Annotated in this window: 18 protein-coding genes; 9 read left to right on the forward strand and 9 right to left on the reverse strand. The window is 60.9% G+C overall.

Annotated elements, in window-relative coordinates; all coding sequences use genetic code 11:
* The first annotated feature begins 11 nt into the window (after positions 1 to 11).
* Positions 12 to 728 (forward strand): 4'-phosphopantetheinyl transferase family protein, encoded by a 717-nt coding sequence (locus EEQ99_RS17800; RefSeq protein ID WP_097543319.1) that lies wholly within the window; start codon positions 12 to 14, stop codon positions 726 to 728.
* Here EEQ99_RS17800 and EEQ99_RS17805 read toward each other — a convergent pair.
* The 3 genes from EEQ99_RS17805 to EEQ99_RS17815 are packed head-to-tail and all read right to left on the reverse strand — an operon-like array spanning position 701 to position 6,285.
* Complete coding sequence (locus EEQ99_RS17805; protein WP_127430832.1) at positions 701 to 2,059, reverse strand: lysine N(6)-hydroxylase/L-ornithine N(5)-oxygenase family protein; 1,359 nt, start codon at positions 2,057 to 2,059, stop codon at positions 701 to 703. The genes EEQ99_RS17800 and EEQ99_RS17805 overlap by 28 nt on opposite strands.
* Entirely contained in the window at positions 2,056 to 6,048 is a 3,993-nt protein-coding gene (locus EEQ99_RS17810; RefSeq protein ID WP_127430833.1) for a non-ribosomal peptide synthetase, read from the reverse strand. The genes EEQ99_RS17805 and EEQ99_RS17810 overlap by 4 nt, the downstream gene beginning before the upstream one ends.
* 18 nt (positions 6,049 to 6,066) lie before the next feature.
* The gene (locus EEQ99_RS17815; RefSeq protein WP_028759240.1) at positions 6,067 to 6,285 is read right to left on the reverse strand and encodes an MbtH family protein; all 219 of its coding nucleotides are present in this window, start codon (positions 6,283 to 6,285) and stop codon (positions 6,067 to 6,069) included.
* Between the two features lie 194 nt (positions 6,286 to 6,479).
* Here EEQ99_RS17815 and EEQ99_RS17820 point away from each other — a divergent pair, with 194 nt between their 5' ends.
* Genes EEQ99_RS17820 through EEQ99_RS17830 form a run of 3 tightly spaced genes read left to right on the forward strand, consistent with a single transcriptional unit; the run spans position 6,480 to position 10,085 of the window.
* Positions 6,480 to 7,469, forward strand: a complete 990-nt coding sequence (locus EEQ99_RS17820; protein ID WP_097543318.1) for a GNAT family N-acetyltransferase — start codon at positions 6,480 to 6,482, stop codon at positions 7,467 to 7,469.
* Positions 7,466 to 8,887, forward strand: coding sequence for an MATE family efflux transporter (locus EEQ99_RS17825; RefSeq protein WP_097543317.1), 1,422 nt, complete (start codon positions 7,466 to 7,468; stop codon positions 8,885 to 8,887). The genes EEQ99_RS17820 and EEQ99_RS17825 overlap by 4 nt, the downstream gene beginning before the upstream one ends.
* Before the next feature lie 10 nt (positions 8,888 to 8,897).
* Positions 8,898 to 10,085, forward strand: a complete 1,188-nt coding sequence (locus tag EEQ99_RS17830) for a PLP-dependent transferase (protein ID WP_063474049.1) — start codon at positions 8,898 to 8,900, stop codon at positions 10,083 to 10,085.
* On the opposite strand, the gene EEQ99_RS17835 is transcribed toward EEQ99_RS17830, so the two are convergent.
* Positions 9,976 to 10,635 (reverse strand): sigma-70 family RNA polymerase sigma factor, encoded by a 660-nt coding sequence (locus EEQ99_RS17835; protein WP_097543316.1) that lies wholly within the window; start codon positions 10,633 to 10,635, stop codon positions 9,976 to 9,978. The two genes, EEQ99_RS17830 and EEQ99_RS17835, sit on opposite strands and share 110 nt — an antisense overlap.
* Positions 10,636 to 10,798: 163 nt before the next feature.
* Between EEQ99_RS17835 and EEQ99_RS17840 the strand changes: the two genes are divergently transcribed.
* Positions 10,799 to 11,290: a GNAT family N-acetyltransferase gene (locus tag EEQ99_RS17840; RefSeq protein ID WP_097543315.1), complete on the forward strand. Its 492-nt coding sequence runs from the start codon at positions 10,799 to 10,801 to the stop codon at positions 11,288 to 11,290.
* A 136-nt stretch (positions 11,291 to 11,426) separates the two neighbouring features.
* On the opposite strand, the gene fhuF is transcribed toward EEQ99_RS17840, so the two are convergent.
* Together fhuF and EEQ99_RS17850 are read right to left on the reverse strand one after the other, a co-directional pair.
* A complete protein-coding gene (fhuF, locus tag EEQ99_RS17845) occupies positions 11,427 to 12,215 on the reverse strand; it encodes a siderophore-iron reductase FhuF (protein WP_097543314.1) in 789 nt (262 codons plus the stop codon).
* 2 nt (positions 12,216 to 12,217) lie between these two features.
* Complete coding sequence (locus EEQ99_RS17850) at positions 12,218 to 14,401, reverse strand: TonB-dependent siderophore receptor (protein WP_097543313.1); 2,184 nt, start codon at positions 14,399 to 14,401, stop codon at positions 12,218 to 12,220.
* A 424-nt stretch (positions 14,402 to 14,825) separates the two neighbouring features.
* On the opposite strand from EEQ99_RS17850, the gene EEQ99_RS17855 reads away from it, so the two are divergent.
* Both EEQ99_RS17855 and EEQ99_RS17860 read left to right on the forward strand, forming a co-directional pair.
* The gene (locus tag EEQ99_RS17855) at positions 14,826 to 15,500 is read left to right on the forward strand and encodes a L,D-transpeptidase (RefSeq protein ID WP_047616699.1); all 675 of its coding nucleotides are present in this window, start codon (positions 14,826 to 14,828) and stop codon (positions 15,498 to 15,500) included.
* A gap of 13 nt (positions 15,501 to 15,513) precedes the next feature.
* Complete coding sequence (locus tag EEQ99_RS17860) at positions 15,514 to 16,050, forward strand: OmpA family protein (RefSeq protein ID WP_063474043.1); 537 nt, start codon at positions 15,514 to 15,516, stop codon at positions 16,048 to 16,050.
* Between the two features lie 100 nt (positions 16,051 to 16,150).
* Here the strand turns inward: EEQ99_RS17860 and EEQ99_RS17865 are convergent, their stop codons facing one another.
* Positions 16,151 to 18,613, reverse strand: a complete 2,463-nt coding sequence (locus EEQ99_RS17865) for a glycoside hydrolase family 3 C-terminal domain-containing protein (protein ID WP_127430834.1) — start codon at positions 18,611 to 18,613, stop codon at positions 16,151 to 16,153.
* A 164-nt stretch (positions 18,614 to 18,777) separates the two neighbouring features.
* On the opposite strand from EEQ99_RS17865, the gene EEQ99_RS17870 reads away from it, so the two are divergent.
* Positions 18,778 to 19,416, forward strand: a complete 639-nt coding sequence (locus tag EEQ99_RS17870) for a TetR/AcrR family transcriptional regulator (protein WP_127430835.1) — start codon at positions 18,778 to 18,780, stop codon at positions 19,414 to 19,416.
* 62 nt (positions 19,417 to 19,478) lie between these two features.
* Here the strand turns inward: EEQ99_RS17870 and EEQ99_RS17875 are convergent, their stop codons facing one another.
* The gene (locus tag EEQ99_RS17875; protein ID WP_127430836.1) at positions 19,479 to 20,306 is read right to left on the reverse strand and encodes an alpha/beta hydrolase; all 828 of its coding nucleotides are present in this window, start codon (positions 20,304 to 20,306) and stop codon (positions 19,479 to 19,481) included.
* Between the two features lie 124 nt (positions 20,307 to 20,430).
* Here EEQ99_RS17875 and EEQ99_RS17880 point away from each other — a divergent pair, with 124 nt between their 5' ends.
* Positions 20,431 to 21,393 (forward strand): LysR family transcriptional regulator, encoded by a 963-nt coding sequence (locus EEQ99_RS17880; RefSeq protein ID WP_063474172.1) that lies wholly within the window; start codon positions 20,431 to 20,433, stop codon positions 21,391 to 21,393.
* Here EEQ99_RS17880 and EEQ99_RS17885 read toward each other — a convergent pair.
* On the reverse strand, positions 21,363 to 23,357 hold the full coding sequence (locus EEQ99_RS17885; RefSeq protein ID WP_127430837.1) for a methyl-accepting chemotaxis protein: 1,995 nt from the start codon (positions 23,355 to 23,357) through the stop codon (positions 21,363 to 21,365). The genes EEQ99_RS17880 and EEQ99_RS17885 overlap by 31 nt on opposite strands.
* Positions 23,358 to 23,673: the final 316 nt, after the last annotated feature.

Below are 23,673 nucleotides of genomic sequence, written 5' to 3' on the forward strand. Positions count from 1 at the left end.
ATATTGGAGCCATGCAGCAATCAGAAAACCAACCTGCCGGCATCGAAATCACGCTCTGGCCGTATTCCAGGAATGAAGGCGACTGGAACCGCTGGCTGCAGTCGCTTTCGCAGGATGAACAGGAGCGCGCAGCAACCTACCGGTTCGAGCGGGATCGCGCCTCGTTCATTGCCGGCCGCTATCTCTTGCGGCGGCTATTGAGCGTGCATACCGGGACAGCGCCGGGCAAGGTCGCATTGTCTCCGGACAAACACGGCAAGCTGAGAATTGAGAGGCGTGATAGCCCGCAATTCAGCCTTGCCAATGCCGACGGGCTGGTGACGGTCGCTGTCGCGTCAGGATGTGATTACGTCGGAATAGACTGCGAGCGTGCCGACGCCGAGATCGAAGAGGCGGCATGGGATAGCTATTGCAGCGCAGACGAACGGCGCTGGCTCGCGCAATTGCCTGCGCACGAACGCGCGCGCGGGGCCATTGCACTTTGGACGCTCAAGGAGAGCCATCTGAAGGCACTCGGCGTCGGGCTGCGCGAGGATCCCTGCAACATCGCCTTTTCCTGGAAAGATGGCATCCCTGTCATAACAGGCGGCGATCGCGATCGGCGATGGCAGCACCGTCTGATCGAAAGCGGCAGCCAGCACGTCGTCGCGCTGGCTGCCTGCTCTCAATCCGGCCTCCCTGGCATTTCTACACGGCTATTTCAGGACGATAGCAGGCCATCTGAATAACCGGCCCGGAACTGATGAGGCATTGCGGAAGCGGTCTCCGTCGCCCAGGCCAGTTGCGCATTGTCGGGTTCCGCATCGAAATGCTGCCGGCCGAGAAGCGTATTGACGATCATTGCACTGCGCCAGGCCATGAGGCTGAGCTGGGAGTCGGCGATACCGTGCGAGTACCGGCCCGCATTCTGCGCGAACAGCCGGTTGCCCCTCGGCCCCGTCCACTGCATCGTGTAGTCGTCGTTGAGAATGGGATAGCCGTTTCTGTCGAGCACTATCCGTTCACCCAGCGAACCGAGAGCCTCCGGCAACCGGAACCGGTAGCCGGTTGCCAGAACCACCGCATCTGCATGCAGCACCTCGATTCCGCCGTCGAATTGGTTCCTGACGATGAGCCGGTAGGCATTGCCGTTCCTCTCCATCTGGATCACATCGCGATTGGGCGCCAGAGATGCGTTGAGCGTGCCCGGCTCGAGATAGCGCAACGCATAGAGGCGGCGGTAGATCGAATGAATCGTCGAAATCGACAGGCCATCGCTGGTCAGGATCGAGTTCTTCAAGGCTGCCTGCTTCTGCTCGCCGCCGAGCTTCAGATAGGCCTGCACGTATTCCGGCGAGAAAACCTGGTTCGAAAACGGGGTGTCGTTGATCGGCTCGAAATTATGACGCCGGCTGATCCATGTCAGCTCATTCATGGAACCGGGATCGGCAAGCAAGGCTTCGACGACCTCGCCGCCGCTTTGACCGCCGCCGACCACGACGATACGGGCAGCAGCGAGACCACTGAGACGCGATTTGGCCTCGCTGTTGTGAAAGCAATCGGCGCCCAGAAACGGTTTTGCCCAGTCGGGCACGAAGGGCGAAGATCCGGTGCCGATCACGAGATTGCGGGCTTCTTCCTGCCCATTGTCGAACCGCAGGAAGAAGCGGTCGTCGCGGTGCTCGACGTCGCGAATCTCGGTTCCAAAGCGCAGGCCGTCCAGGCCGTTGGCGACCCAGGCGAGATAACGTGCAAATTCCTGCCGGGGAACGGCGTCATAGTTGGCGTTGAGGAAGGCGTAGAGCCTCTTGTGCGCCACCAGATAGGAGACGAACGACCAGCGGCTGGTCGGCAGGACCGGGGTGACGAGGTCCTTCAGAAAGGACGATTGCAGCTCGACGCCCGGCATCATCATGCCGGGATGCCAGTCGAAGGAGTCGCGCCGTTCGAAGAAGCGGCTCCTGATCTCCGGCACCGCCTCGAACAGGCAGGCGAGGCTCAGATTGGAAGGGCCGATGCCAATGCCGGCGATATCGAGCGGCTCGTTTATGGCATCCCTGCGGGCAAAAGCGACGGTCATGCGATATCCTTCTCTGTTTCCTTGAGACGCAGGGCAAGCCTTGAGTGGAAGGCGGGAGACCCGATCATATGCAGATGGTTGGTGCCGGTAATGATTTCGGCGGCACGCGCCCGTGGCGACAGGCGGCGCCAGTCGATCAGGTTGAGGCCGCGGTTGAGGCTGTCGTCGGCAGCCCAAGGATAGATCGGCACATCGTGGGGAACGAGCCGGTGCTTGCGGAAGATCAGGGCATTGTCGATCAGCACCCAGAACGTATGTTCGCGGCTACTGATGTCAGGCCCGTCGTTCGGAAGCGGATCCTTTTCGTCGCCGACGAAGCGCAGGAACTGATCGTAGGTATCCGCATCCATCGTCGACAGCAGCCGGTCCCATTCGGGACGCATCGCGGTTCGTCCAAGCCACGCCTGCACATCTTTATGAAGCGCGTCGCGCTCGCCCGGCCGGAAGCGCGGCTTGGCGCCGATCGCAAATTCCGATCCGAGGTCGCAAACGTCGACCATCGCCATCATCCTGACGTCGACCTCGTTGCCGAGGGTGCGGGCGGCCTCGTAGGCCAGAAGCCCGCCCCACGACCAGCCGAGGAAATAGCAGGGCGCGCCTTTGTTATGCGTCCTGATATAATCGACGTAGCTCTCGATAATCTCTTCGATCGGAGCGCCGACTTCCTTCTTCTCGGACAACGAGTGGCAAATGAAGCCGGTCGCCGGTTGATCGGCGCCGAGATAATCGACGAGCTTCACATATTCGCGGGTGCTGACGAGAAGCCCCGGGAAGCAATAAAGCCGCGGCTTGGCGCCGGAAGCGCGCAGCACGATCACCTCAGACAGATCCCGCTGATCCCCCTGCTCCATCACGCCGGCAAAGGAGCGAATGGTCGGGTTGTTGAAGATATCGGCGACGATGAGCGGGGTTTTCGGCCGGCGCTGCCGGAGCAGCGAAAGGATGCGGATCGCCCCGAGCGAATTGCCGCCGATCGCGAAAAAATTGTCCTCGACGCTGATCGCTTCCAGCTTGAGAACCTGACGCCACACATCCAGCACCTCCTCTTCGAGAGCCGATGCCGGTTCCACGATGGCGCGCTTGATCGGTTGCGGCGCCGGCAGCGCAAAGCGGTCGAGCTTGCTGTTCGGATTGGTCGGCATTTTTTCCAGTTCGACCACCGCGGCCGGCACCATATAGGAGGGCAGGCTGCGTTCGAGGCCGGCGCGGACCATCTCGACGTCAAGCGTCTCGTCCTTCTTCGGGACGACGTAGGCAACGAGCGCCTTTTCGCCGCCGGCATCGTCATCGCGCAGAACCACAAGGGCCTCGCCGACGCCGGGTTGCTGCAGGAGCGCCGCTTCGATCTCGCCGAGCTCGATCCGGTAGCCGCGAAGCTTGACCTGATGGTCGACGCGACCGACGAATTCGACGGTTCCGTCATCACGCCAACGCGTCAGATCGCCGGAACGATAAAGCCGGCCGCCCTCCGAGGAGAACGGGTCGGGAATGAAACGGTCCGCCGTCGTGTCCGGCTTGCCGAGATAACCGCGGGCGACGCCCTCGCCGCCGATATAGAGCTCGCCGGTGACGCCGATCGGGCACGGATTGAGGTCGGGGTCGAGCACATAGACCCGCCTTAGCCCGACGGCACGGCCGAGCGGAGCATAGACCCCCTGGAATTTCGTGCCGGCCCTCACCTTCCAGACCATCGGCGTCATGATCGTTTCGGTCGGCCCGTAGCCGTTGATCAGCCATTCCGATTTCAGCGCCCGCGACAATAGATCGAAGGTTGGCTGCGCCAGCCCTTCGCCGCCGAAGGAGTAAAGCCGCATCGGCGGCGCCCCATCTGTTATATCGGCCCACTCCGCCAGCTGCTGCAGATAGGTTGTGGGAATGCTGGCATTGTTGGCGCCATGCTTGCGCATGGCCGTCAACGTCTCTTCCGGCGTCCACAACGGCTGATCGGGAAGAATGATACTGCCGCCTTCCATCAGCGGGTTCATCCATCGCTCGTGCCCGCCATCCGAACTGAAAGGCAGGAACGGCAGCTCGCGGGACGCCGAGCTCATGCCATAGACACGTGAGGTGTTTTGCAGATGGTGCGTCAGCGGCCCGTGCTCGACGGCCACGCCCTTCGGCAATCCCGTCGATCCGGAGGTGTACATGACATAGGCGAGTTGATCCTTGTGGATCGGCACATCAAGCGGTGTATCCGGCTCGCCGTCGAGATCGATCTTGTCGAGTTCGAGGATAATGGTGTCGAGCTCTTCCGGCAGCCGATGGCGAAGCCAGCTGTGGGTCAGAACGATCTTGACGCCGCCGTCGCGCAGAATGTGATGGTTGCGCACCGGCGGGTGGTCGGGCTCGACCGGGATATAGGCGCCGCCCGCCTTCAGCGTCGCGAGAATCCCGACGATGGCCTCCGGCGAGCGTTTGATGAAGATGGCGACCGTCACCTCGGCTCGAACGCCGAGATGCCGCAGCCGATGTGCGAGACGGTTGGTGCTGGCTTCCAGCCAGCCATGGCTCCATTCCTCGTCGCCGTAGACGATCGCCGTCTTGTCAGGCGTCTGGCGCGAATGGGCTGCGATCAACTCGTAGACCGGCCTGTCATCGTTGATGACGTCGTCTTCGTAGGGCGCAGACAACCAGTCGAGCTCGCCGCTGCCGACGAGTTCGATATCCTTGATCCGCACATTGTCCCGCGCGACGATCTGCTCGAGCACAAGGCCGAAATGCCGGGAGACACGGGCAATCAGGGAGCTGTCATAGAGATCCTGCGCATAATCGATCAGCCCGGATGCGGCCCCATTCAGATCTGCCTCGATCACCAGGGAAAGCTCGCTGTCGGCGCGCGCACCCAGTGGCTCCAGATTTGTTGCGTGCGCGGGGATCGGATACGGCTCGCGGAATTCGAACAGGGCCTTGACCACGGCTTCCTGGGCAGCCGCTTCGTCGACCACCAATTCCTGCGTGATGCGCTCCAGCGGCACGAGCCGGCGAAGCCCCTCCTCGGTCGCCGATGAGATCGCAGCAATGACATCGTCGAGAGAATTTCTCGACGTCAGCGACAGGATGAGGGGAAGGACCTGTTCGGCACGGCCACGGTCGGCAAGGTGCTCCATCTGGGGCCGCGCGATGAGCAGCCCGGTCAGCAAGGCATAGTTGCCGCTATAGCGTGCCAACAGGGCGCAAAAGGCGGCATGAAGCACGCGCTCGACCGGATATCCCTTTTGCTGCGCATGCTGCTCGAGCTTTTCCCAGAGATCGGGCTCGATCGAAAATTCGTGCTGAGCACGTGCCACGCCTGCCAGTCCACCACTGTTGAAGCGGGTGGGAAAGGTCGAGGCTGCGTAATCGAGACCGATCGTATCCCGCCAATAGGAGAGGGATTGCTGCGCCTCTTCCGTCTGCAGCCACTCAGCCTCCCGCGTTCCGGCCAAGATTTCTGCCGGCTGCGTCTCACCGGCGGGCCTGCCATCGAGAATTCGCGTCAGGGAGCCGGCAAGAACCGACTTCTCGCGGTCGTCTGCGATAATCGGATGAAGCACGATCGTCAGAAGCGATTGGCCGCCGGCCAGCAGGGCAATCTGAACACGCGCCGGCGGACCGGCAAGAAGATCGAAGCGTCTGTCGCGAAAGGCTTTCTGTGCGGCCAGTGCATCCGGCTCGTCAAGAACAGCACCTTCGCCGACAATCTCGATCGGCACAGCATTTGGTGTGCCGCGGTACTGCTCGACGCGGCCGCCCGCAAGCCGCCGGAAGCGGATGGCGAGAGACGGATGTTGCGCCGCGAGCGCCCGGCAGGCGCCGGCAATCGTCTTGACGTCGACCGCAGGGCTCAATCGCAGCCCAATGAGCTGATCGGGAAAGACCGTGTAGTTGCCGATCTGCTCCAGTGACCAGATACGCTTCTGTGCGATCGTCAGTGGAAAGCTCTCGAAGACCGCGTCCGTTGCCGCATCGGTCGGGTGGGCATCTGCAAAGTTTGTGATCTGCTTGTTCATCCGTGCCATCCAGCCGTTTCAGAGACGCGCATCTGCTGATATCGCCAAGCGCAAGGAGAGCGGACGCGGATCCGCCCAGACCTCACGGATATGCGCCAGGCATTGCTGGCGCGAACCGGCAAAACCCGCGGGCTCCCAGCCGATGGGAATCCGCTTGTCCTGCGGCCAGACCGAGTAGCGACGCTCGGTGTCGATAACGGCGATCCAGAGATCGTCGTGGGGCTCAAGATTATTCATTCGCAGCTCCTGCGGTGATGATGGTCATGCGCAAATGACGGATCCGGCAGGCCGCAGTTTAGAAAATTGATGAGAATTTTTTTCTTCGCTTATCCCTAAATTCGGCGGGAGATGGATCGTCATTCTACCAAATCGGCGCAAGAGCTCGCTTCATGCTCACAGCGCCAAAGGCCCGACTCGGCAAGGAGAACATCATGGATTTCGACGCCGCCAAACAAAGGCGCGCTCTGCAGTCGCGCAGCTACGTCAGTCTCGCGCCCAATCTCATTCACCTCAAGACCGCCTATGGCCACCACGAAGCCGCATTCGAGGTGGAGGCCGGCGTAGCGTCGGTGACCTTCTACCATGGGGATCCGGTTCAATCGCCGGAGCTTCTGATGGCGGCGGCCGAAGCGGTGACGGCAGAAGATCGCTCGATCACCTCAGTCGTCTTCGAAGGGCATCAGACAAGCCTTCCCGGACACATTGCGGACGCAGGCGGAGGGCTCGATTCGGCGATCCTGTGGCAGTGGCCCTCGCTCTGGCTGCCGCAGCTATCCTATCCCCTGCCGCCCGTGCAGGAGATGACTGCGGGCCGCTATCATCCGCGCCGGCCGGCAAAGCTGAAGGGCACCATCTACAGGCGGTTCATCCCCTGGCTGGAGCGGGATATCACCTTCACGGTGGCCGATCCCGAGACCGATCTTGCAGTCTTTCATCGCTGGATGAACGACGAACAGGTCAACACGATCTGGGAGGATGCCGGCTCGATCGACAAACATCGGGAGATCCTGGAAGAGAGGATCGCCGATCCACATGTCCTGCCGCTGATCGGCAGTTTCGCAGATATCCCCTTCGGCTATTTCGAAGTCTACTGGGCCAAGGAGAACCGGCTCGGTCCCTTTTACGATGCCGACGACTATGATCGCGGTTGGCATGTCGCTATCGGCGAGCCCGATTATCGCGGCAAGAAATGGATCAGCGCCTGGCTTCCCTCGCTGATGCATTTCATCTTCCTCGACGATCCGCGCACCAAGCGCATCGTCGGCGAGCCGCGCGCCAGTCACGAGCAGCAGATCCGCAACCTCGATCGCTCCGGTTTTGCCAAGGTCAAGCATTTCGATTTTCCGCACAAGCGGGCGCTGCTCGTGATGCTCGGCCGCGAGCGTTTCTTCGGTGACCGTCTCTGGGTGCCTGCATCATGAACGACATGAGCGACGCAAGCGGCAGCTTCCGGAGACGGCAACGCCTCGCACCGGAGGACCTTGCCAGTCCCCAGCTTTTCAGGCTGCTGCTTCGGCTCGGACTGCCGGCCATGTTCGGCCTGTCGATCAACGCCGCCCATCATACGATAAACATGGTCTTCGTCGGAATGATCGGGGAAGACCAGATCGCGGCGATCATGATCGTCCTGCCGATCCTGATGCTCATCGCCGCCTTCGGCGAAGGGATCGGCGTCGGTGTCGCAACAGAGGTCGGGCGGATGCTCGGCGCCGGCAACCGATCCCGGGCCGGCATCATCGCCTCGATCAGCCTTGCGGCCGGTGTCGTCTTCGGCGCGGCCAGCGCTATTGCGATCGTCGCATTTCCGGATTTGCTGCTGTTCGGTGCCACGCCTGCCCTTCAGCCGCTCGCGCAGCATTATCTGATGATCATTGCGATCTCGGTGCCGCTGACGATGGCGCAGATCATTCTCGATTTCCTGGCGATCGCAGAGGGCAATGCCCGCTTCAGCATGTGGACGCTGGTCGCCTGCTTTGCGCTGAACATGATCCTCGACCCGATCATGATCTTCGGCTTCGGTCTCGGCCTGCAGGGCGTTGCAATCGCAACCATCCTGTCCCAGCTCGTCGCGCTTTGCATCTATGGCGCCTACCACGCCAGGCGGCTTGGAACGGTCAGGCTGACGCTTGGCTGGCGGTGGAGAGATATCGGCTCTCTCAGAGCGGTTCTTGCCGTGGGCGCGCCGACGACGCTGACCAGTCTCGCAACCGCAGGCGCGATTGCGGCAATGGTGTCGCTCGCCGGTACCTATCACGGAGAAGCCGGCATCGCCGGCGTTGGCATTGCCTTGCGGCTGCTTGCCGTGGGAACGCTCCCCGTCATCGGCATTTCACTCGGGGCCCAGTCGATCCTGAGCTTTGCCTGGGGTCGAGGCGATATGGCCCGGGTGCTGTCGGCAACGCGCATCCTGACAGTGGTCACCAGTGCAGTGAGTGGCGCCTATGGGCTCACAGCGCTCGCCTTCTCCGAACAGCTTGCCTCATTCTTCACCGACGATCCCACGGTGATTGATATTGCGGGGCAAGCGATCATCTCAACCCATCTTCCGCTTCTGCTGTTCGGTCTGCGGCAAACGGTGCTGATCCTCTTCCAGGCTCAGGGCAGACCGAAAGCGGCGGTTGCCATCGGCCTGGCGCAGAATGGGTATCTGCTTTTTCCGCTGATGGCGCTCCTGCCGCCCTTTTTCGGCTTTTCAGGTCTGCTGGCAGCCATATTCCTGGCCTCGGCCCTGACCGGCTTGCTGTCGGCCATCTGCCTGATGAGCGCACTTCGAGCGCTGCGGCAGCGCTCCGCCGACCATCTGACCTCCATCCGTCCATATCCCAGCTTTTGTCCATGAGAGGATGACCATGAACCAGTCGATCAACCCGCACGACCTTGGCGCCCATGCGACCGCCGACGATCTCTTTACGCCTGTCGATCCGGCAGCATTCAACGCCGTGTCTCCGCCGATCTTCCAGACGTCCCTCTTCACCTACGACAGTTACGAGGCGATGGAGGATGTCTTCGCCGGTCGTACCCGCAACTATATCTATTCGCGCGGCGACAATCCGACGGTCCGCGAATTCGAACTCCTGGTCGCCCGCCTCGAGGGCGCAGAGGACGGACGTGCCTTCTCGAGCGGAACGGCCGCCATCACATCGACAATTCTGAGCCTCGTGCAGGCGGGCGACCGGGTCGTTGCGGTCCGTCACCTCTACAACGATGTTTACCGCCTTCTGGTGAAGCTGCTCGGCAGGCTCGGGGTCGCGGTGGACTTCGTGGATCCTGCCGACCACGACGAGGTCCGCAAGGCGCTGTCGGGCGCCAAGCTGCTCTACCTCGAAAACCCCACATCCTTCGTCTTCGAGCTTCAGGACATTGCGGCGCTGTCGGCCATGGCAAAGGAGGCCGGCGTTACCACCGTCATCGACAATTCCTGGGCAACGCCGCTGTTTCAGAAACCGATCCAGCATGGCGTCGACATCGTCATTCACGCCGCCTCGAAATATCTCGGCGGTCACAGCGATACGGTCGCCGGCATCGTCGTCGGCTCGAAGGAGGCCATCGCCAGGATCAATGCCACGTCCTACCCCTATGTCGGCGCCAAGCTTTCACCGTTCGAGGCCTGGCTGCTGCTGCGCGGCATGCGCACGCTGCGCGTGCGTCTCAAAGAGCACGAGCGCAGCGGGCTTTTGCTGGCCGGGCGACTGAAGGAGCATTCCGCGATCGCACGCGTTCGTCATCCGGTGTTCCAGGACCATCCCGGCCGGGCAACACTCACGGGTTATGCGGGGCTGTTCGCCTTCGATCTCAATCCCGATATCGATGTTGCACGCTTCGTAAACAGCCTTCGCGACATCCGCCTCGGCGTCAGCTGGGGGGGACCGGAAACGCTGGTGGTCCCTGCCAAGGTCGCGCTGCAGATCCCCGACCGGATGACCTCTTTCATCCGGTTCGGCGTGAGCGAGCAGACGGTTCGTTTCGCCGTTGGCCTGGAAGAGCCGGAACTGCTGTGGAGCGATTTGCAGCAGGCGCTGCACGCAGCGAAACGGTAGGATCCTGTCGGCTCGCATGATCAGGGCGGGAGGCAGGTTCTATGATTGCCAGATGGCAATGTTCCTCCGCCGCCTTGATCATGAAGTTGACGAGGGTCCTTGAGACGCCGAGTTCGGCTGCGATGTCCTTCTGCGGCACGCCGTTGAGGCGATGACGAATGAAGGCGTCATTGGTTCGCTTCGGCAGCGCCTCGAGCGAGGCAAGCACATTGCGCAAGGTCTCGGCGGCGACCAGTTGGTCGAGCACGGTGGGGATGGGAGCCGTGATCTCCTGAACCTGGTCTATCGACCTATAGTTGTTCATCTGCTGGCGTCGGCGGCGGCTTTCGTCGAGTGCGAGATTATAGACCATCCGGAAGGCGTAACCGATCGGGCAGCGAATGCCGTCGGTCTTGACCCCATAGGCTTTAATGACTCCGTCCTGAAAGATATCCTCCGAATATGACTTTGATTTGACAACACTTTCAATCGTTCTAAGGAGCTTGTCCTTGTTTTCGATCATGGCGTTGACAACGGCATTTCCGTTCACATCACGATGCAATGCTTGCATTGTCCTGTACCCTTTTACAAATGGAAAATCAGGCTCTGTCGTTGCTGGTCGGGTGCGGTCTTGGCGGGCCTCTTCGAGAGAAACTACACGATTTGATTGCAGTGTCTATTTTAAGGTGATAACAAGAGTCAAGTTTAAATCGACCTGATGAAAGCGAGAAAAAATGGGAAGGACAGTGGAGATCCTGACGGGCAAGGCGGAGCTCTGCCGATCGATCATGGGGGCTTTGCCCGACTGGTTTTCAGAACCTGAGGTTATCGAAGCGAGCGCCCGGGCGGTCGAAGACCTGCCGGTGTTCGGCTATATCGAAGGAGATGTCGTGACGGCGTTGATGGCGCTTAAGCCGCACCCGCCCGGCGCCGTCGAGATCGCGCTGATTGCGACACGACCCGAACACCACGGTCGCGGCGCCGGACGACATCTCATCGATGCGGCTGAACGCTTCGGCCATGAATCGGGCGCCCGGTTGCTGACAGTCAAGACGCTCGCCCCCCGCGGCTGCGACGAGCCGCAATTCGAGGCGACGCGGCGTTTCTATGACCGGAACGGCTTCGTGCGCGCGGAGGTCTTTGCAAAGCTCTGGCACGAGGACCATCCGTGCCTGTTCATGGTCAAGCCGCTCGCCGACGTCCCGGAAGGTGCGGCTATGCGTTGAGACGACGAGGGCGGCCGAAGGAGGCAAAGGCTTTTCTGCCTGCCCTGGTCGGAGCCCCGATGCGGCTGATCAAGCACAATAGGAGGATTGAAAGTGTTGGAGCGTCCTTTGTGCGCCCAAAAGTGCGCGCGGCGCTCTAATGGCGCCCGTCCGGCAGCGGGCAGGCTTCACCGCAGCCACCGACTCCCGGGAGGTTATAGCGCAGGCAGCAGACTTTCCGGCGGGCGAATTCGAGGCCGCATTGCTGTCGTGCGATGCGGATCATGCCGAACATCGGATTGCGCCCACCGCACGGCCATGTAGCCTCTTCCATCAGGGCCATCCCGCCTTCGACGAGGCCGGGCTCGTGGCGATGGGCGATCTCCTTGAGAATCCAGGAGAGATAAGCCGCAACATTGTTCCAGAGAAGCTTCGGAGCGACGGCGGCATTGGCGGCGATCGCCGCGATTACCGGCTCGACATGGCCGCGCATCAGCCAGTGAAGCTCAGCGGCCGGATCGGTGGTCGCCTCAGGCCTTTCGGACATCACGAATGCCTCCGGCTCGCCCGTATGTTCGTTGCAGACGAGGGAAAGCCGATCGATCTCCAGCGGCAGCCCGATCCGATGCACGAACATGTGGACGCTGGGAGCGATCGTCAGCATGCTGAAATAGTAGAGCGTCCACATGGAGACGATCGCGCGGCGGTCGCTGCCGGGAAACTTTTGCGCATAACGGCCAATGACCTCGTCAAAGATCGCCCGGTCGCAAAGATCCCTGCAGGGAACGACGATGCCTGTCTGCGGTGGCGCGCTGAGCAACTTACCGCGGCAATAGGAGAACGGACTGTCGCCCACCAGGCCATCGAGGTCGACGGCCTGGTGGGCGACAGAATGACCGGCGATCGAATTCCGGCGCCGAGATGCCCCGTTCGTCGCTGCCGCCACGCCTACCACCGATACTTCAAGGTGGCTGTCATGTTGCGGCCCTGGCCGAGATAGCAGAAGCCCTCGTTGCAGACCGTGTCGCGGTGGTCGGCAATGTTGCGGATATTGAAGGCAGCCGTCAGGCCCTCGTATTTCTTGTCGACCGCTCCGAAATCATAGGCGGCGGATGCATCGACATAGAAGCTCGACGGGTTCTTGGACGTGTTGGCCGTGTCCGTCCAGTTGTTGCTGATGTAGCGGACACCTGCGCCGAGCGAGAGGCCGTTGAAGGGATTGGTTTCCTGGAAAGTATAGTTGGCCCAGAGGCTTGCGACATGCGCGGGCGTGAAGGCCGGCGTGTTGCCCTCATTGTCGCCTCCGGTCACCTCGGAATGGTTGTAGGTGTAGGCCGCAATGATGTCGAGGCCGTCGGCAACTGCCGCACGCGCTTCAAGCTCGATGCCTTTTCCCGTCACTTCGCCGAGCGAATCATAGGCAAGGGTCAGCGGATTGACCAGCACAGGCTTGTTTTTTTCGACGATGTGATAGGCGACCGCCGACAGCAGGATGTCGGTGCCGGGCGGCTGGTACTTCACGCCGACCTCGTACTGTTCGCCCTCCGTCGGCTCCAGGATCTTGCCGGATGTCGACCGGTTGGTCACCGGATCGAACGAGGTCGCGTAGGAAACGAAGGGCGCAATGCCGTTGTCGAAGAGGTAAAGCGCACCGGCCTGCCAGGAGAAGGCATTCTTGTTGACGTCTTCCGAGTCGTTCAAGCCGAAAGAGGGGTAGGTCGTGTCGCGCGTCTGGTTCACCCAGGTCTGGCGGCCGCCGAGGTTGAAGCGCCAGTTTCCAGCCTCGATCTGGTCCAGGGCGTAAATGCCGACTTGGCGCATATCGGCATCGGCAACAATGAAGTTATAGTCCGGTGTAGCGCCCGAAACACCATAGGTCGGGTTGGCAATATCGAAATCGAATGCCGAGTTCACCGCCCCGATGCCGTAGCCCCAGTTCGACTGGAGATTGGTGTAGTCGAGCCCGAACAGCATCGTATGCGCAAGGGGACCCGTATCGAACTTTGCCTCGAGCTGGTTGTCGACCTGGAAGACGTTCATCTCGTCCCGGATCGAACTGGCGTTACGATGGGCGACAGTACCGGTCCAGCTGGAAACGCCGAGGTAACGAGCCCTAAGATCGAGATGCGAATAGCGCAGGTTCTGGCGGAACGTCAGGCCGTTGTCGAATTCGTGCTCGAACTGATAACCGACCTGCTGCTGCTTGACCTTCTGGTAGTCGTAATCGGGATCGCTCTGCCTTATGTCGAGAATCTTGCCGTCGACGGTCGTGATCGCGCCGACATTGGCATCGGTCTCGTCGGACTGCGCCAGGCCGTACAGCGTGAAGGACGTGCCTTCGTCGGGCTTCCAGGTGAAGGACGGCGCCAGGAAATACCGGTCGTCGGCAATATCGAAATTGTTGTCGCCGTGGCGTGCAAGGCCGACGATGCGATAGAGAAAATCGTCGTTCCCTTCGCTGATCGGCCCACCGAAATCGAACATCGCCTGAGCCCGATCCTTGGTGCTGTAGGAGATACCGACTTCGTGGATCGGCTCTTCGGTTGGAAGCTTCGATATCTTGTTCACCAAACCGCCCGGCGATCCCGATCCGTAGAGAACGGATACCGGCCCCTTGATCACCTCGACGCGCTGCAGTTGATATGGATCGGTGCGGAACATACCGTAATTGATATAAGGCTGGCGCAAGCTGTCGCGATAGTCACCGACCGTCGTGATGTTGAAGCCGCGAATGAAGATCTGATCGAAGCGCGGATCGAAGCCGTTCGGTCCGGTCGTCACGCCGGCCGAATAACGCACGGCCTCGATGATGCTCTGCGCGCCGCGCTGCTCGATTTCCTTCTCGGTGGTCACCGAGACCGAACGCGGCGTTTCGATGAGCGGCGTGTTGATTTTGGTCGCAGCCGAGCTGTTCTTGGCGGCAACGGAGGTCCGGTCGGTCTTGCTATCAGAGGATGCGCCGCCTTCAATGACGATCGGATCCAGCGCTGTCGCATTGGCATCGGCAGAAGTGCTCTGGGCTGCGGCCGGCGATGCTGCAATGCCGATCAGGACGATCGCTGTCGTGACAAATAGGCTATCTCTATAAATTCTCGATACGTTATTAGAAACATTCAAAAAAACACGCGCCATTGCTTGGTCCCTACCTCTCGGATGCGGGCGGAAACTATGGAGCGAAAGAGACCTTGTCAACATAAGATGATTATTTTAGTCACCTTTTAGTCGATAAAATCTACGCCTTCGACACTCCCGAAGAGGTTGCACGCAGATATCGGGCCAGCACGCTCTGCGCAGAGGTGAATTGCCATCGGAATCGGTTCTGTTGTGCGGGGCGCCTGGAGTGGGGGGCCTGGGCGACTGTCAACTGTCTGTCCGTTTGAGGGATCCGTATGTTTGTCTGGCGTACGATCGTCCGGGGTAACGACCATAGCAATACAGACCCATGAAACCGGAAAGGCGATCTCGGTCTTTATGGAAGAGAAGAATTTTCTGTTGTCGCAAATGAAAAATCTGATTTACTAATATTCCGCTGCTGGCTTTAAGGGGGATATTGCCGATGGTGGGGACCCGCAGGGATATTTTGCTTGGTGGTTTGGCGTTACTTGGCGTGGGTGCGATCCAGAAACCCGCCTTTGCCGTCGCGTCTTCCAATTTTGCCGGCACCGCCGTCGACAATGGCGTGACCTTCCAAAAGACCAACTTCGCCAAGATCGACAGGAAGTGGCACCGCCAAGTCGTCAAATATTTCAGCAGCGAGCCGATCGGCACCGTCGTCGTCGATACACGGCACCATTTTCTCTACGTCATCATGGAGAACAAGACCGCCATTCGCTACGGCGTCGGCGTCGGCCGCGAGGGCTTCAAATGGTTTGGCCGGGCCACGATCGATGCTAAATCGCTTTGGCCGCGCTGGACGCCGCCGCCGGAGATGCGCAAGCGCCATCCCGAACTGCCGGAATTCGTGGCCGGAGGCTCGCCAAAGAACCCACTCGGGCCCCGCGCCATGTACCTGCATCGCGACGGCGTTGACACCGGCTATCGCTTCCATGGCACATTGGAGCCGTGGAGCATCGGCAAGGATGCCTCCAGCGGATGTATCCGCATGTTCAACGAAGACGCCATCGATCTTTACCAGCGTTGCCCCATCGGCACCGCTGTACAGGTTCTGCCGCATATTGCCGATCAGGCTGAAAGTGCAGCTCAGGTCAGTCAAGCAACTCCGGTCCAATAAGGAATATCCCCTGATGTCTGCGATGACCGGATATACGAGGCGCCTTCTCGCCGCGGCCATGCTCCTGGCGCTTGCCGCCTGCTCCACCACCAAGATCGCCTCCCTGGAAGAACCAACGGCTGCGCCGATGACCGGCCAGACCAACGATCCCGCGCCCGGTTTCGAAAATGTCGCGGCTGGCAGCGAGGAGGATTTCATCCTCAATGTCGGCCGACGGATCTACTTCACGCAAGATTCCGCCACGCTCGATTCCGTCGCCATGGCAACGTTGGATAACCAGGCCATCTGGCTCAACAAGAACCCGACCTGGCTGCTCAAGCTGCAAGGATTTGCCGACGATTCCGGCTCCGCATCGAAAATGCAGACGCTGTCGCAGAAGCGCGCCGATGCGGCGATGGCCTATCTCGTCTCGAAGGGCGTGGACGCCAGGCGCATGTGGGCCAAGGGCTACGGCAACGACCGCGAAGTCCGCGACTGCACGGAGCGCTCCTGCAGGGTGCAGAACCGGCGCGTCGTCACCAATCTGCGCACTCAGCCCGACGCGGCCTGATCCAGCTCCAGCCACTCAACGCCTGGCGCGGAGGCGTCAACCGCTATCGACCGTATCGGCTAGGCCCAGCTCAAATACGACATGGGCCGCCAGCCTGCCGTTAATACGAAGCCGGCAGCCGATACTCGAGTGGTGACGGCAGGTCGATGACGAACCTGATATCCGCGGCATTCGCCGCCACGACCAGTTGGTAGCCGCCCGCTTCGGCGCGGAAGACGCCGGCCTCGACGTCGAAATAGGCGAGGTCGCGCGGCAGGATCTTCAGGTCGGCCGTGCCAGTCTCACCAGGGAGCAACGAAAGCTTTGCGAAAGCGCGCAGCTCTTTGTCCGGCCGCTCTACCTTGGACTTTGGCGAGCGCACATAGAGTTGGATCAGTTCCGATCCGGCGCGGTCGCCGACATTGGTCACATCGATGCTGACAGTCAGGCCTTCGGGACCCATTTCGTTGGCCGAGAGCCGCGGCTCGCCCCAGTTGAAGCGGGTATAGCCAAGGCCGAAACCGAAGGGGAAGAGCGGTTCGACAGCGCGTGTATCGTGATGACGATAACCGACGAAGACGCCTTCGGCGTAGCGCACGTGGCCATCCTTACCCGGATAGACGGCTGGATCGCCTGTGATTGCGGAATTGTCGGCAAGCGCCTTGGGGAATGTCTGCGGCAGGCGTCCGCCGGGCTCGGCATCGCCGAACAGGACATCGGCGACGGCGTTGCCCAGCTCCTGACCGGGATACCAGATCTGCAGCACGGCGCGGACCTTGCCGAGCCAGGGCATTTCCACCGGACCGCCCGTCTGCAGCACGACGACGGTGTTGGCATTGGCAGCCGCAACCCGCGCGATCAGTTCCTCCTGCCGACCCGGAAGCCGCATGTCGGGCAGGTCCAAACCTTCGGTATCCCATTCGCCGTCGCGGCCGACGAAGAGGAGCGCGACATCGGCGTTCAGCGCCATCTCGACAGCTTCCTGGATATCGGCCTCACCCAAGGGCTTTTCGACGCCGAACCGAATGGCCGTGAGATTGATCCCCTGCCCGTTCGCCAGCGGCGGGTCATACTCGACGGTGACGGCATGGGCTCGGCCCGCATCGAGCGTAACCATGCTGCGCTGTTCGTCATTGGCCGTGCCGAAATAATTCTCCCCGCGGGTCCAGCCGTCATGGCCGTCAACCGTCAGCCTGCCATCGACGAAGAGCCGCGCCAGTCCGGCATTGGTCATGCCGAAGACATGATCGCCGCTCTCCTCCGGCACGAATTGCATCGTCATCCGGGCCGAGAAATCGGCGGGGTCGAGCTCGCCCGAAGGCAGCTCGAACCAGAAGAACTCGCCCTTGTCGACGGTCTCGACGTGAATGGGCGTGCCCTGGCAGCCTCGTCCCTTGAAATATTCGACGGTGATCTTTCCCTTGAACACTTCGATCAGACGGTTATGGCGGCAACCGACGGCGTGGCTGACGCTATTGGCGTTGGCAAGGGCCGCGCGGATTCCTTCGAGCGGACTGATCGTATAATGCGCCGCGATCTGCGCGCTGCCGCCGCCCATGACCCGCGCGCTCGCAGCGTTGGGTCCGATGACAGCAAGCCGGTCGAGCGAAGTCTTGGCAAGTGGCAGGATGCCGTCGTTCTTCAGAAGGACTGCGCCTTCTGCGCCGATGCGCCGGATCAGCGCCCGGTCCTCCGGCAGGTCGACCGCCTGCTCCGTGAGATCGGGCGCCGTCTCGAAGGCGCCCACCCGCTCGAGCAGACGCAGGATACGCCGCGCCGCCGCCCGCACGGTGGCCGCTTCGACCTTCCCCTCGCGGACGGCCGCAACCAGTTTCTCGCCGCGATCACGGGCCGGACCCGGCATTTCGAGATCAAGACCGGCATTGATCGTCTCGGCCGTCGAATGCGAACCGAACCAGTCGGACATGACGATACCGTCGAAGCCCCATTCCTGGCGCAGCACCTTGGTCAACAGCCACTCGTGCTCACTCGTATAGGTGCCGTTGAGGCGGTTATAGGAGGACATGACGGCCATCACGCCGGCGCGCCTGACAGCCTGTTCGAAGGGCGGAAAGTAGATTTCGCGCAGCGCCCGCTCGTCGATATCGGAAGACATGGTCTGCCGCTCGATCTCGGATTCGTTGCCGGCGAAGTGCTTGATCGTCGCCGCGATCCCCTGGCTCTGCACGCCCTTGATGTAGGCAACGGCGAGTTCCGCGGTCAGCATCGGATCCTCGGAATAACATTCGAAATTCCGCCCGTTGAGACCGGAACGATGGATATTCACCGTGGGCGCTAGCAGCACCGCGGCCCCCTTGCTCTTTGCCTGATGGGCAAGCGCCACGCCCATGCGCCCGACGAGATCGGGATTCCAGGTGGCGCCGAGCGCGATGGCAGTGGGAAAGCAGGTCGCCTTGACGCCGCCGACCAGCGAACCCGCGCCGCGCGCGCCATTCGGTCCGTCCGTCACCTTGATTTTCGGCACACCAAGACGCTCGACGGGAACCGTCGTCCAGAAATCGGCGCCTGATAACAGCGAGACTTGCTCCTCGAGCGTCATCTTGTCGAGAATGGAATCGATCATGCAAACCTCCCCTTGAACTGGAATTCGGGCGCTGCGCGGCGGCGCCAGGCGTGCGCGACTGCTCCGCGCCATGCAATTCTTAAACCTACCGATTACTCGGTATTTTTAAGATGTCAACCGCCTAAGCCTGATGTATGGATTGAGAGTGCCGAAGAGGAGAGACGATGGCAGAGTTTGCCGAATTGAAGTCTGGACAGGAGGAAAAGCGACGACGCAGATCCCGCAAGGGCGAGGCGCGCCGCGCGGAGATCCTGACGGCCGCGATGCGGCGCTTCGCCGAAGACGGCTACCAGAATGCCGCCATCGGCGATGTGGCCCGCGACGTCGGCCTGTCGCTGCCCGGCCTGCTGCACCACTTCCCGACCAAAGTCGATCTGCTGCTCGCCATTCTGGACAAGCGCGATCTCGAAAGCGAAAGCTTCATCGGCATCCATCGTGCCGACCTGCGTGGCCTTCTCAAAGGTATGGTCGAGGTCTTCCGCCGTAACGCCGAAATGGTCGAGGTCATCAGGGCCTTCGCTATCCTGAATGCCGAGAGCCTGATGAAGGACCACCCGGCCAAGGCATGGTTTCTCAATCGCGCCACCCAGTTGCAGAACGATATCGTCGCGACCGTCGACCGGGCTGTCGCCGATGGCTCGATAGACGGCAGGATCGATGGCAAGGCGATAGCGGCCGAGCTGATTGCGGTGATGGATGGCCTGCAAATGCTCTGGCTGCGCGATCCCGCGCGTTTCGATATGGTCGGCGGGTTGGAAGCCTATGTCAGCCGCCTGCTGGCGAGCCTTGGTCTGGAGGATTGAGCTTCGGCTTGCGGCTCTGTGCTCGGGAGCCGGTCGAGGATGACGCCCGATCGGCAGATCTATCATCCATCAAAGCGCGCCAACCAGTCGATAATTCGGCTTACCGCTTCGGAATACCTCTGTCCGACAAGCAGACCCGTATGTGTCGTACCCCGGAGCCCGCCGCCGATGTGGCGAGCCGTCGCCCGGCCTCGATGATCATCGGATTCATCGTTGACGGCGCAAATGACGAGGCTGGGACAGGTGATCCTCTCGCCTTCGACGGAAATCCCCTCCGCGCCGAAATGAAAGGAAAATGCGCCGAATGCCTTTGCAGATTCCATGGACAGGTACTTCCGCTGGAATGCGATATCCTCGAATGTTTCATCGATACTGATTTGCTCGTCGCGTGCGGGCGCGGGGACCACGAGGCCGGGCATTCTTAACGCGAGATCGCGATAGGGCACTTCGGCATGTACTTCCCTGCAAATGCTGGAATCGATCAGCACCAGTCCGGCAATCCCCACGCTTTCCGCCAGCTTTTGGCTCAGGATTCCTCCCATGCTGAATCCGATCACGATGGGAGGAGTTCCACATTCTTCGACGATTTCGGAGATCACCAGCCGGATGTCTTCCAGGTAATCTTCAAACAGGATTTTTGTGAAATCCGCCGACCTGCTTTTGTAGTGGCCTCGCAGGTTGATGCAATAAGAGTTCCATCCCGCCGATATGAAATGCGGAATGTACTTGCTCCACATCCAGCTCCCGGTAAAGGCGCCGTGGACGAAGAGCAAAGGCGGCCGAACGGACTGCCTTGAATCACCGCGCCCATGAAATATTTCCAGAAATAAGTCATTCTCTCCGATGTATTTTTCCGTGTGCTCGGGTCGTTCTTTTGCATAGTCCGGCATATCGCTCACTCCTTTGATATTGGCTGGCCACGAATTCAGACAGAGGATATTTCCTATGCAATATTGATCAATTACCGCTCCTGGACTTACATAAAGGACAAAATGTCTTCAATTGGGTGTTGATGTGGAGAGTCTCGCAGGCGTTGTCGCCTTCGTTTACGCCGCCGAACAACAGAGCTATGTCGCAGCCGCCAGGGTTGCCGGAGTTTCGCCGTCGGCGATCGGAAAAGCCGTGGCGCGCCTCGAAAGCCGGCTGGGCGTGCGGCTCTTCAACCGGACGACGCGCAGTATCAGCCTGACCGAGGAAGGAGCCGTTCTCTACGAGCGCTACAAACGCATCCTCGACGACATGGATGACGCAGAGGCTACAGTCTCACGAAGCCGGGAACGCCCAAGGGGACGCCTGCGTGTCAGCGTGCCGCATATCGTCGGACATCACCTTCTTATGCCGATCCTGCCGATCTTTGCCGAGCGATTTCCGGAGATCGAGCTGGACATCGATTTCGAAGACAGGGTCATAGACCTGGTCGCAGAGGGCCTGGATGTCGTCGTGCGCAGCGGTGAGCTTGCCGATGCACGATTGATTGCCCGCCATCTCGGCGATCAACATTTCGTCGTTTGCGGAAGTCCCGATTATCTCAAGCGCCATGGGCGACCGGAGACCCCGGATGATCTCTCCCGACATGCCTGCATTCACTTCAAATACCCGTCCAGCGGTCGTGTCGCGCCGTGGGCATTCCGCCCGCCATGCGAGCGGCTGCTTTTGCCGAGAAGCCTGACATTCAACAACACGGATGCAGGTCTGCGAGCAGCACGGGACGGTTTGGGCCTTGCGCATCTGCCCGTCTACGTCGCAGAGCCCGATATGCGAACCGGAAATTTGGTCCCCGTCCTCACCTCCTTCATGGTGCCGTACGGTTCGCTCTCGCTCGTCTGGCCATCCAATCGTCAGCTTTCACCAAAAGTCCGCGCTTTCGTGGATTTTGTGGTTGCGAACTTTGCCGCCCGCCCTGACGCTTTTCGACCGGCGGCAATCACGGCAGCCGCCACGGCAACTTATCTGCCAAATGCGCCTGCCAGCCTCTGACCGAGCGCGCGCGCAGGAGAGATCGCCGGTCTGCTTTCCGACGTGACGGCGCGTGGGGCTACTTGAGCGGCATCCAGTTTGAAGCGGGCGATCAATCGGGCGAGATTCGCCGCCTCGTCCGCCAGCCGGTTCGTGGCTGCGGTCGATTCCTCCACCATCGCCGCATTCTGCTGCGTCACCTGATCCATCTGATTGACGGCAGTACTGACCTCGGAGAGGCCGGTCGACTGCTCCCTTGCCGCCGTGGCGATCGAGCGCACATGCTCGTCGATCTTGACCACCTGGCCCTGGATATCGCCAAGCGCCTCACCCGTCGCCGTCACCAGCTTCACCCCGGAATGGACTTCGCTGCTGGAGCGGTTGATCAGCACCTTGATGTCCTTGGCCGCATTGGCCGAGCGTTGCGCCAGTTCGCGCACCTCTTGTGCGACGACGGCAAAGCCCTTGCCGGCCTCACCGGCGCGTGCCGCCTCGACCCCGGCATTGAGCGCCAGAAGATTGGTCTGGAAGGCGATCTCGTCGATAACGTTGATAATCTGGACGATTTCGCCGGAGGCCTGCTCGATCCGCCCCATGGCCGAAACGGCCTGGCTGACGACGGCGCTCGACTGCCCGGTGCCTTTCTTCGCCTCATCCACCATGTAGCTGGCTTCCAGTGCCCGCTCGGTCGAGTTCTTCACTGCGACGGTGATCTCCTCCAGGGCAGAGGAGGTTTCCTCCAGCGACGCCGCCTGCTGCTCGGTGCGTTTCGACAGATCTCCAGAGGCAATCCGCATTTCGCCGGCGCCGCCGTTGATGATGTCGACAGCGGCGCGCACCTCGCCGAGAACGGAGCGCAGGCTGACCATCGTCGCGTTGACGTTTTCCTTGAGCTCGCCAAAGGCGCCCTGGAATTCGCCCCTCATGTTCTCGGTCAGGTCGCCGTCGGCGAGCGCAGCAACCACGCGACAGGTCTCGGCGATTCCGCGGTTGACTGCCGCAACGAGGTCATTCACGCCCGATGCGAATTGGTTCAGGTCCTGATAGCCATATTCCACGATGGCGCGACGCGTGAAGTCTCCGGCAACCGCTGCGGTGATGACCGCGTCGATGTTCATCTGCATTTCAATGACCTTCGCCCGCTTATCCGCACCGGCAGTGTCCAACTCACGCACCTTGATGCCGTTTAGCTTGAAGATCTCGACGGCGCGGGCCATCTGGCCGATTTCGTCGCGCCGATTGGCGAAGGGGATCTCGGCAGCGAGATTGCCCTCTGCAAGCTTGCTCATGCTTGCGGTAATCCGGCCGATCGGCTTTGCAATCACGCGAGCGCCAAAGACCGCAGCGCCGATCAGCGTGGCGATGGTCAGCAGGCCGATGCCAAGATTGAGGCTTAGAACGAGAAGAGCGCCGGCATCCGCCTCTTCCTCAGCCTTTGTCGCCATCGCCTTTGCGGCGTCCACCCCTTCATCGATCAGCTTGGCTGTCTCGTCTGAAATTGCCAACAATTTTACCTGAACGTCCTTCTCCTTTGCGTTAAGCGAAGGATCGCCGGCCTTGAGGGCAAGCTTTGCCTTGACGATTTCGGCCATGTCGTCGGTGGCGGCATAAAGCCTGTCGCCCAACGCCTTGAGCTTCACGATCCGGTCCCTGTTGACCTGCAATCGCAACCCCTCCATGGCATCGTCCAGATATTTTATAACCGAGTGATGGCGTGCGGCGATGTAGTCGGCTGCCTTGGCAATCTCATCCGTGGAAGTGGCGAGACGCAGATCACGCACGCCGACCTGCAGGCCGCGCAACGACGCCTTGGCATCGACCAGATCGCGCGAGACGATCAACTGCTCGTCCCGGTATTTCGCGCGCTGAGCGACATGCTGGCCTCCCTGCCAGACGGTAAGGAGCATAACCGCAACCAGCAAAATGCCGATGGCGGAAAGCATGGCCAGTTTGGTGCTGATGCGCGAAAAGATACTTGCGGGCATGTGTCAGTTCCTGCTTAGCGCAAACAGGAGTCCTCATATCCCCTGCCGGCTACGGAATGGGTGATCGACTTCATTCGATCGCCACCTATGCGACCGACGTTCCGAGATCACCTTCGCTTCCGAGGGGAGTCTTTTTGTCGTGGCCACAGCCGACTAACAGCCGATAAGAAACTAATAAAAAGTTCCATTTTCGCCGCGCTTGGGACTTGTCTGCGCGATCGGGATAATGAATGCCGAAAGCGGACATCGCTGGCGACCAGCCCGGTTGCACGGGCTGCGCCCGGTAACTGCTCCGCCGCAATCGAAGCGGCGGAGC

This window comes from Rhizobium anhuiense, from assembly GCF_003985145.1.
GTDB classification, from domain to species: Bacteria; Pseudomonadota; Alphaproteobacteria; order Rhizobiales; family Rhizobiaceae; genus Rhizobium; species Rhizobium anhuiense.

Coding starts and splice junctions, on each gene's coding strand:
- EEQ99_RS17800 (WP_097543319.1), top strand. CDS start 12: ATGCAGCAATCAGAAAACCAACCTGCCGGCATCGAAATCACGCTCTGG.
- EEQ99_RS17805 (WP_127430832.1), bottom strand. CDS start 2,059: ATGACCGTCGCTTTTGCCCGCAGGGATGCCATAAACGAGCCGCTCGAT.
- EEQ99_RS17810 (WP_127430833.1), bottom strand. CDS start 6,048: ATGAACAAGCAGATCACAAACTTTGCAGATGCCCACCCGACCGATGCG.
- EEQ99_RS17815 (WP_028759240.1), bottom strand. CDS start 6,285: ATGAATAATCTTGAGCCCCACGACGATCTCTGGATCGCCGTTATCGAC.
- EEQ99_RS17820 (WP_097543318.1), top strand. CDS start 6,480: ATGGATTTCGACGCCGCCAAACAAAGGCGCGCTCTGCAGTCGCGCAGC.
- EEQ99_RS17825 (WP_097543317.1), top strand. CDS start 7,466: ATGAACGACATGAGCGACGCAAGCGGCAGCTTCCGGAGACGGCAACGC.
- EEQ99_RS17830 (WP_063474049.1), top strand. CDS start 8,898: ATGAACCAGTCGATCAACCCGCACGACCTTGGCGCCCATGCGACCGCC.
- EEQ99_RS17835 (WP_097543316.1), bottom strand. CDS start 10,635: ATGCAAGCATTGCATCGTGATGTGAACGGAAATGCCGTTGTCAACGCC.
- EEQ99_RS17840 (WP_097543315.1), top strand. CDS start 10,799: ATGGGAAGGACAGTGGAGATCCTGACGGGCAAGGCGGAGCTCTGCCGA.
- EEQ99_RS17850 (WP_097543313.1), bottom strand. CDS start 14,401: ATGGCGCGTGTTTTTTTGAATGTTTCTAATAACGTATCGAGAATTTAT.
- EEQ99_RS17855 (WP_047616699.1), top strand. CDS start 14,826: ATGGTGGGGACCCGCAGGGATATTTTGCTTGGTGGTTTGGCGTTACTT.
- EEQ99_RS17860 (WP_063474043.1), top strand. CDS start 15,514: ATGTCTGCGATGACCGGATATACGAGGCGCCTTCTCGCCGCGGCCATG.
- EEQ99_RS17865 (WP_127430834.1), bottom strand. CDS start 18,613: ATGATCGATTCCATTCTCGACAAGATGACGCTCGAGGAGCAAGTCTCG.
- EEQ99_RS17870 (WP_127430835.1), top strand. CDS start 18,778: ATGGCAGAGTTTGCCGAATTGAAGTCTGGACAGGAGGAAAAGCGACGA.
- EEQ99_RS17875 (WP_127430836.1), bottom strand. CDS start 20,306: ATGCCGGACTATGCAAAAGAACGACCCGAGCACACGGAAAAATACATC.
- EEQ99_RS17885 (WP_127430837.1), bottom strand. CDS start 23,357: ATGCCCGCAAGTATCTTTTCGCGCATCAGCACCAAACTGGCCATGCTT.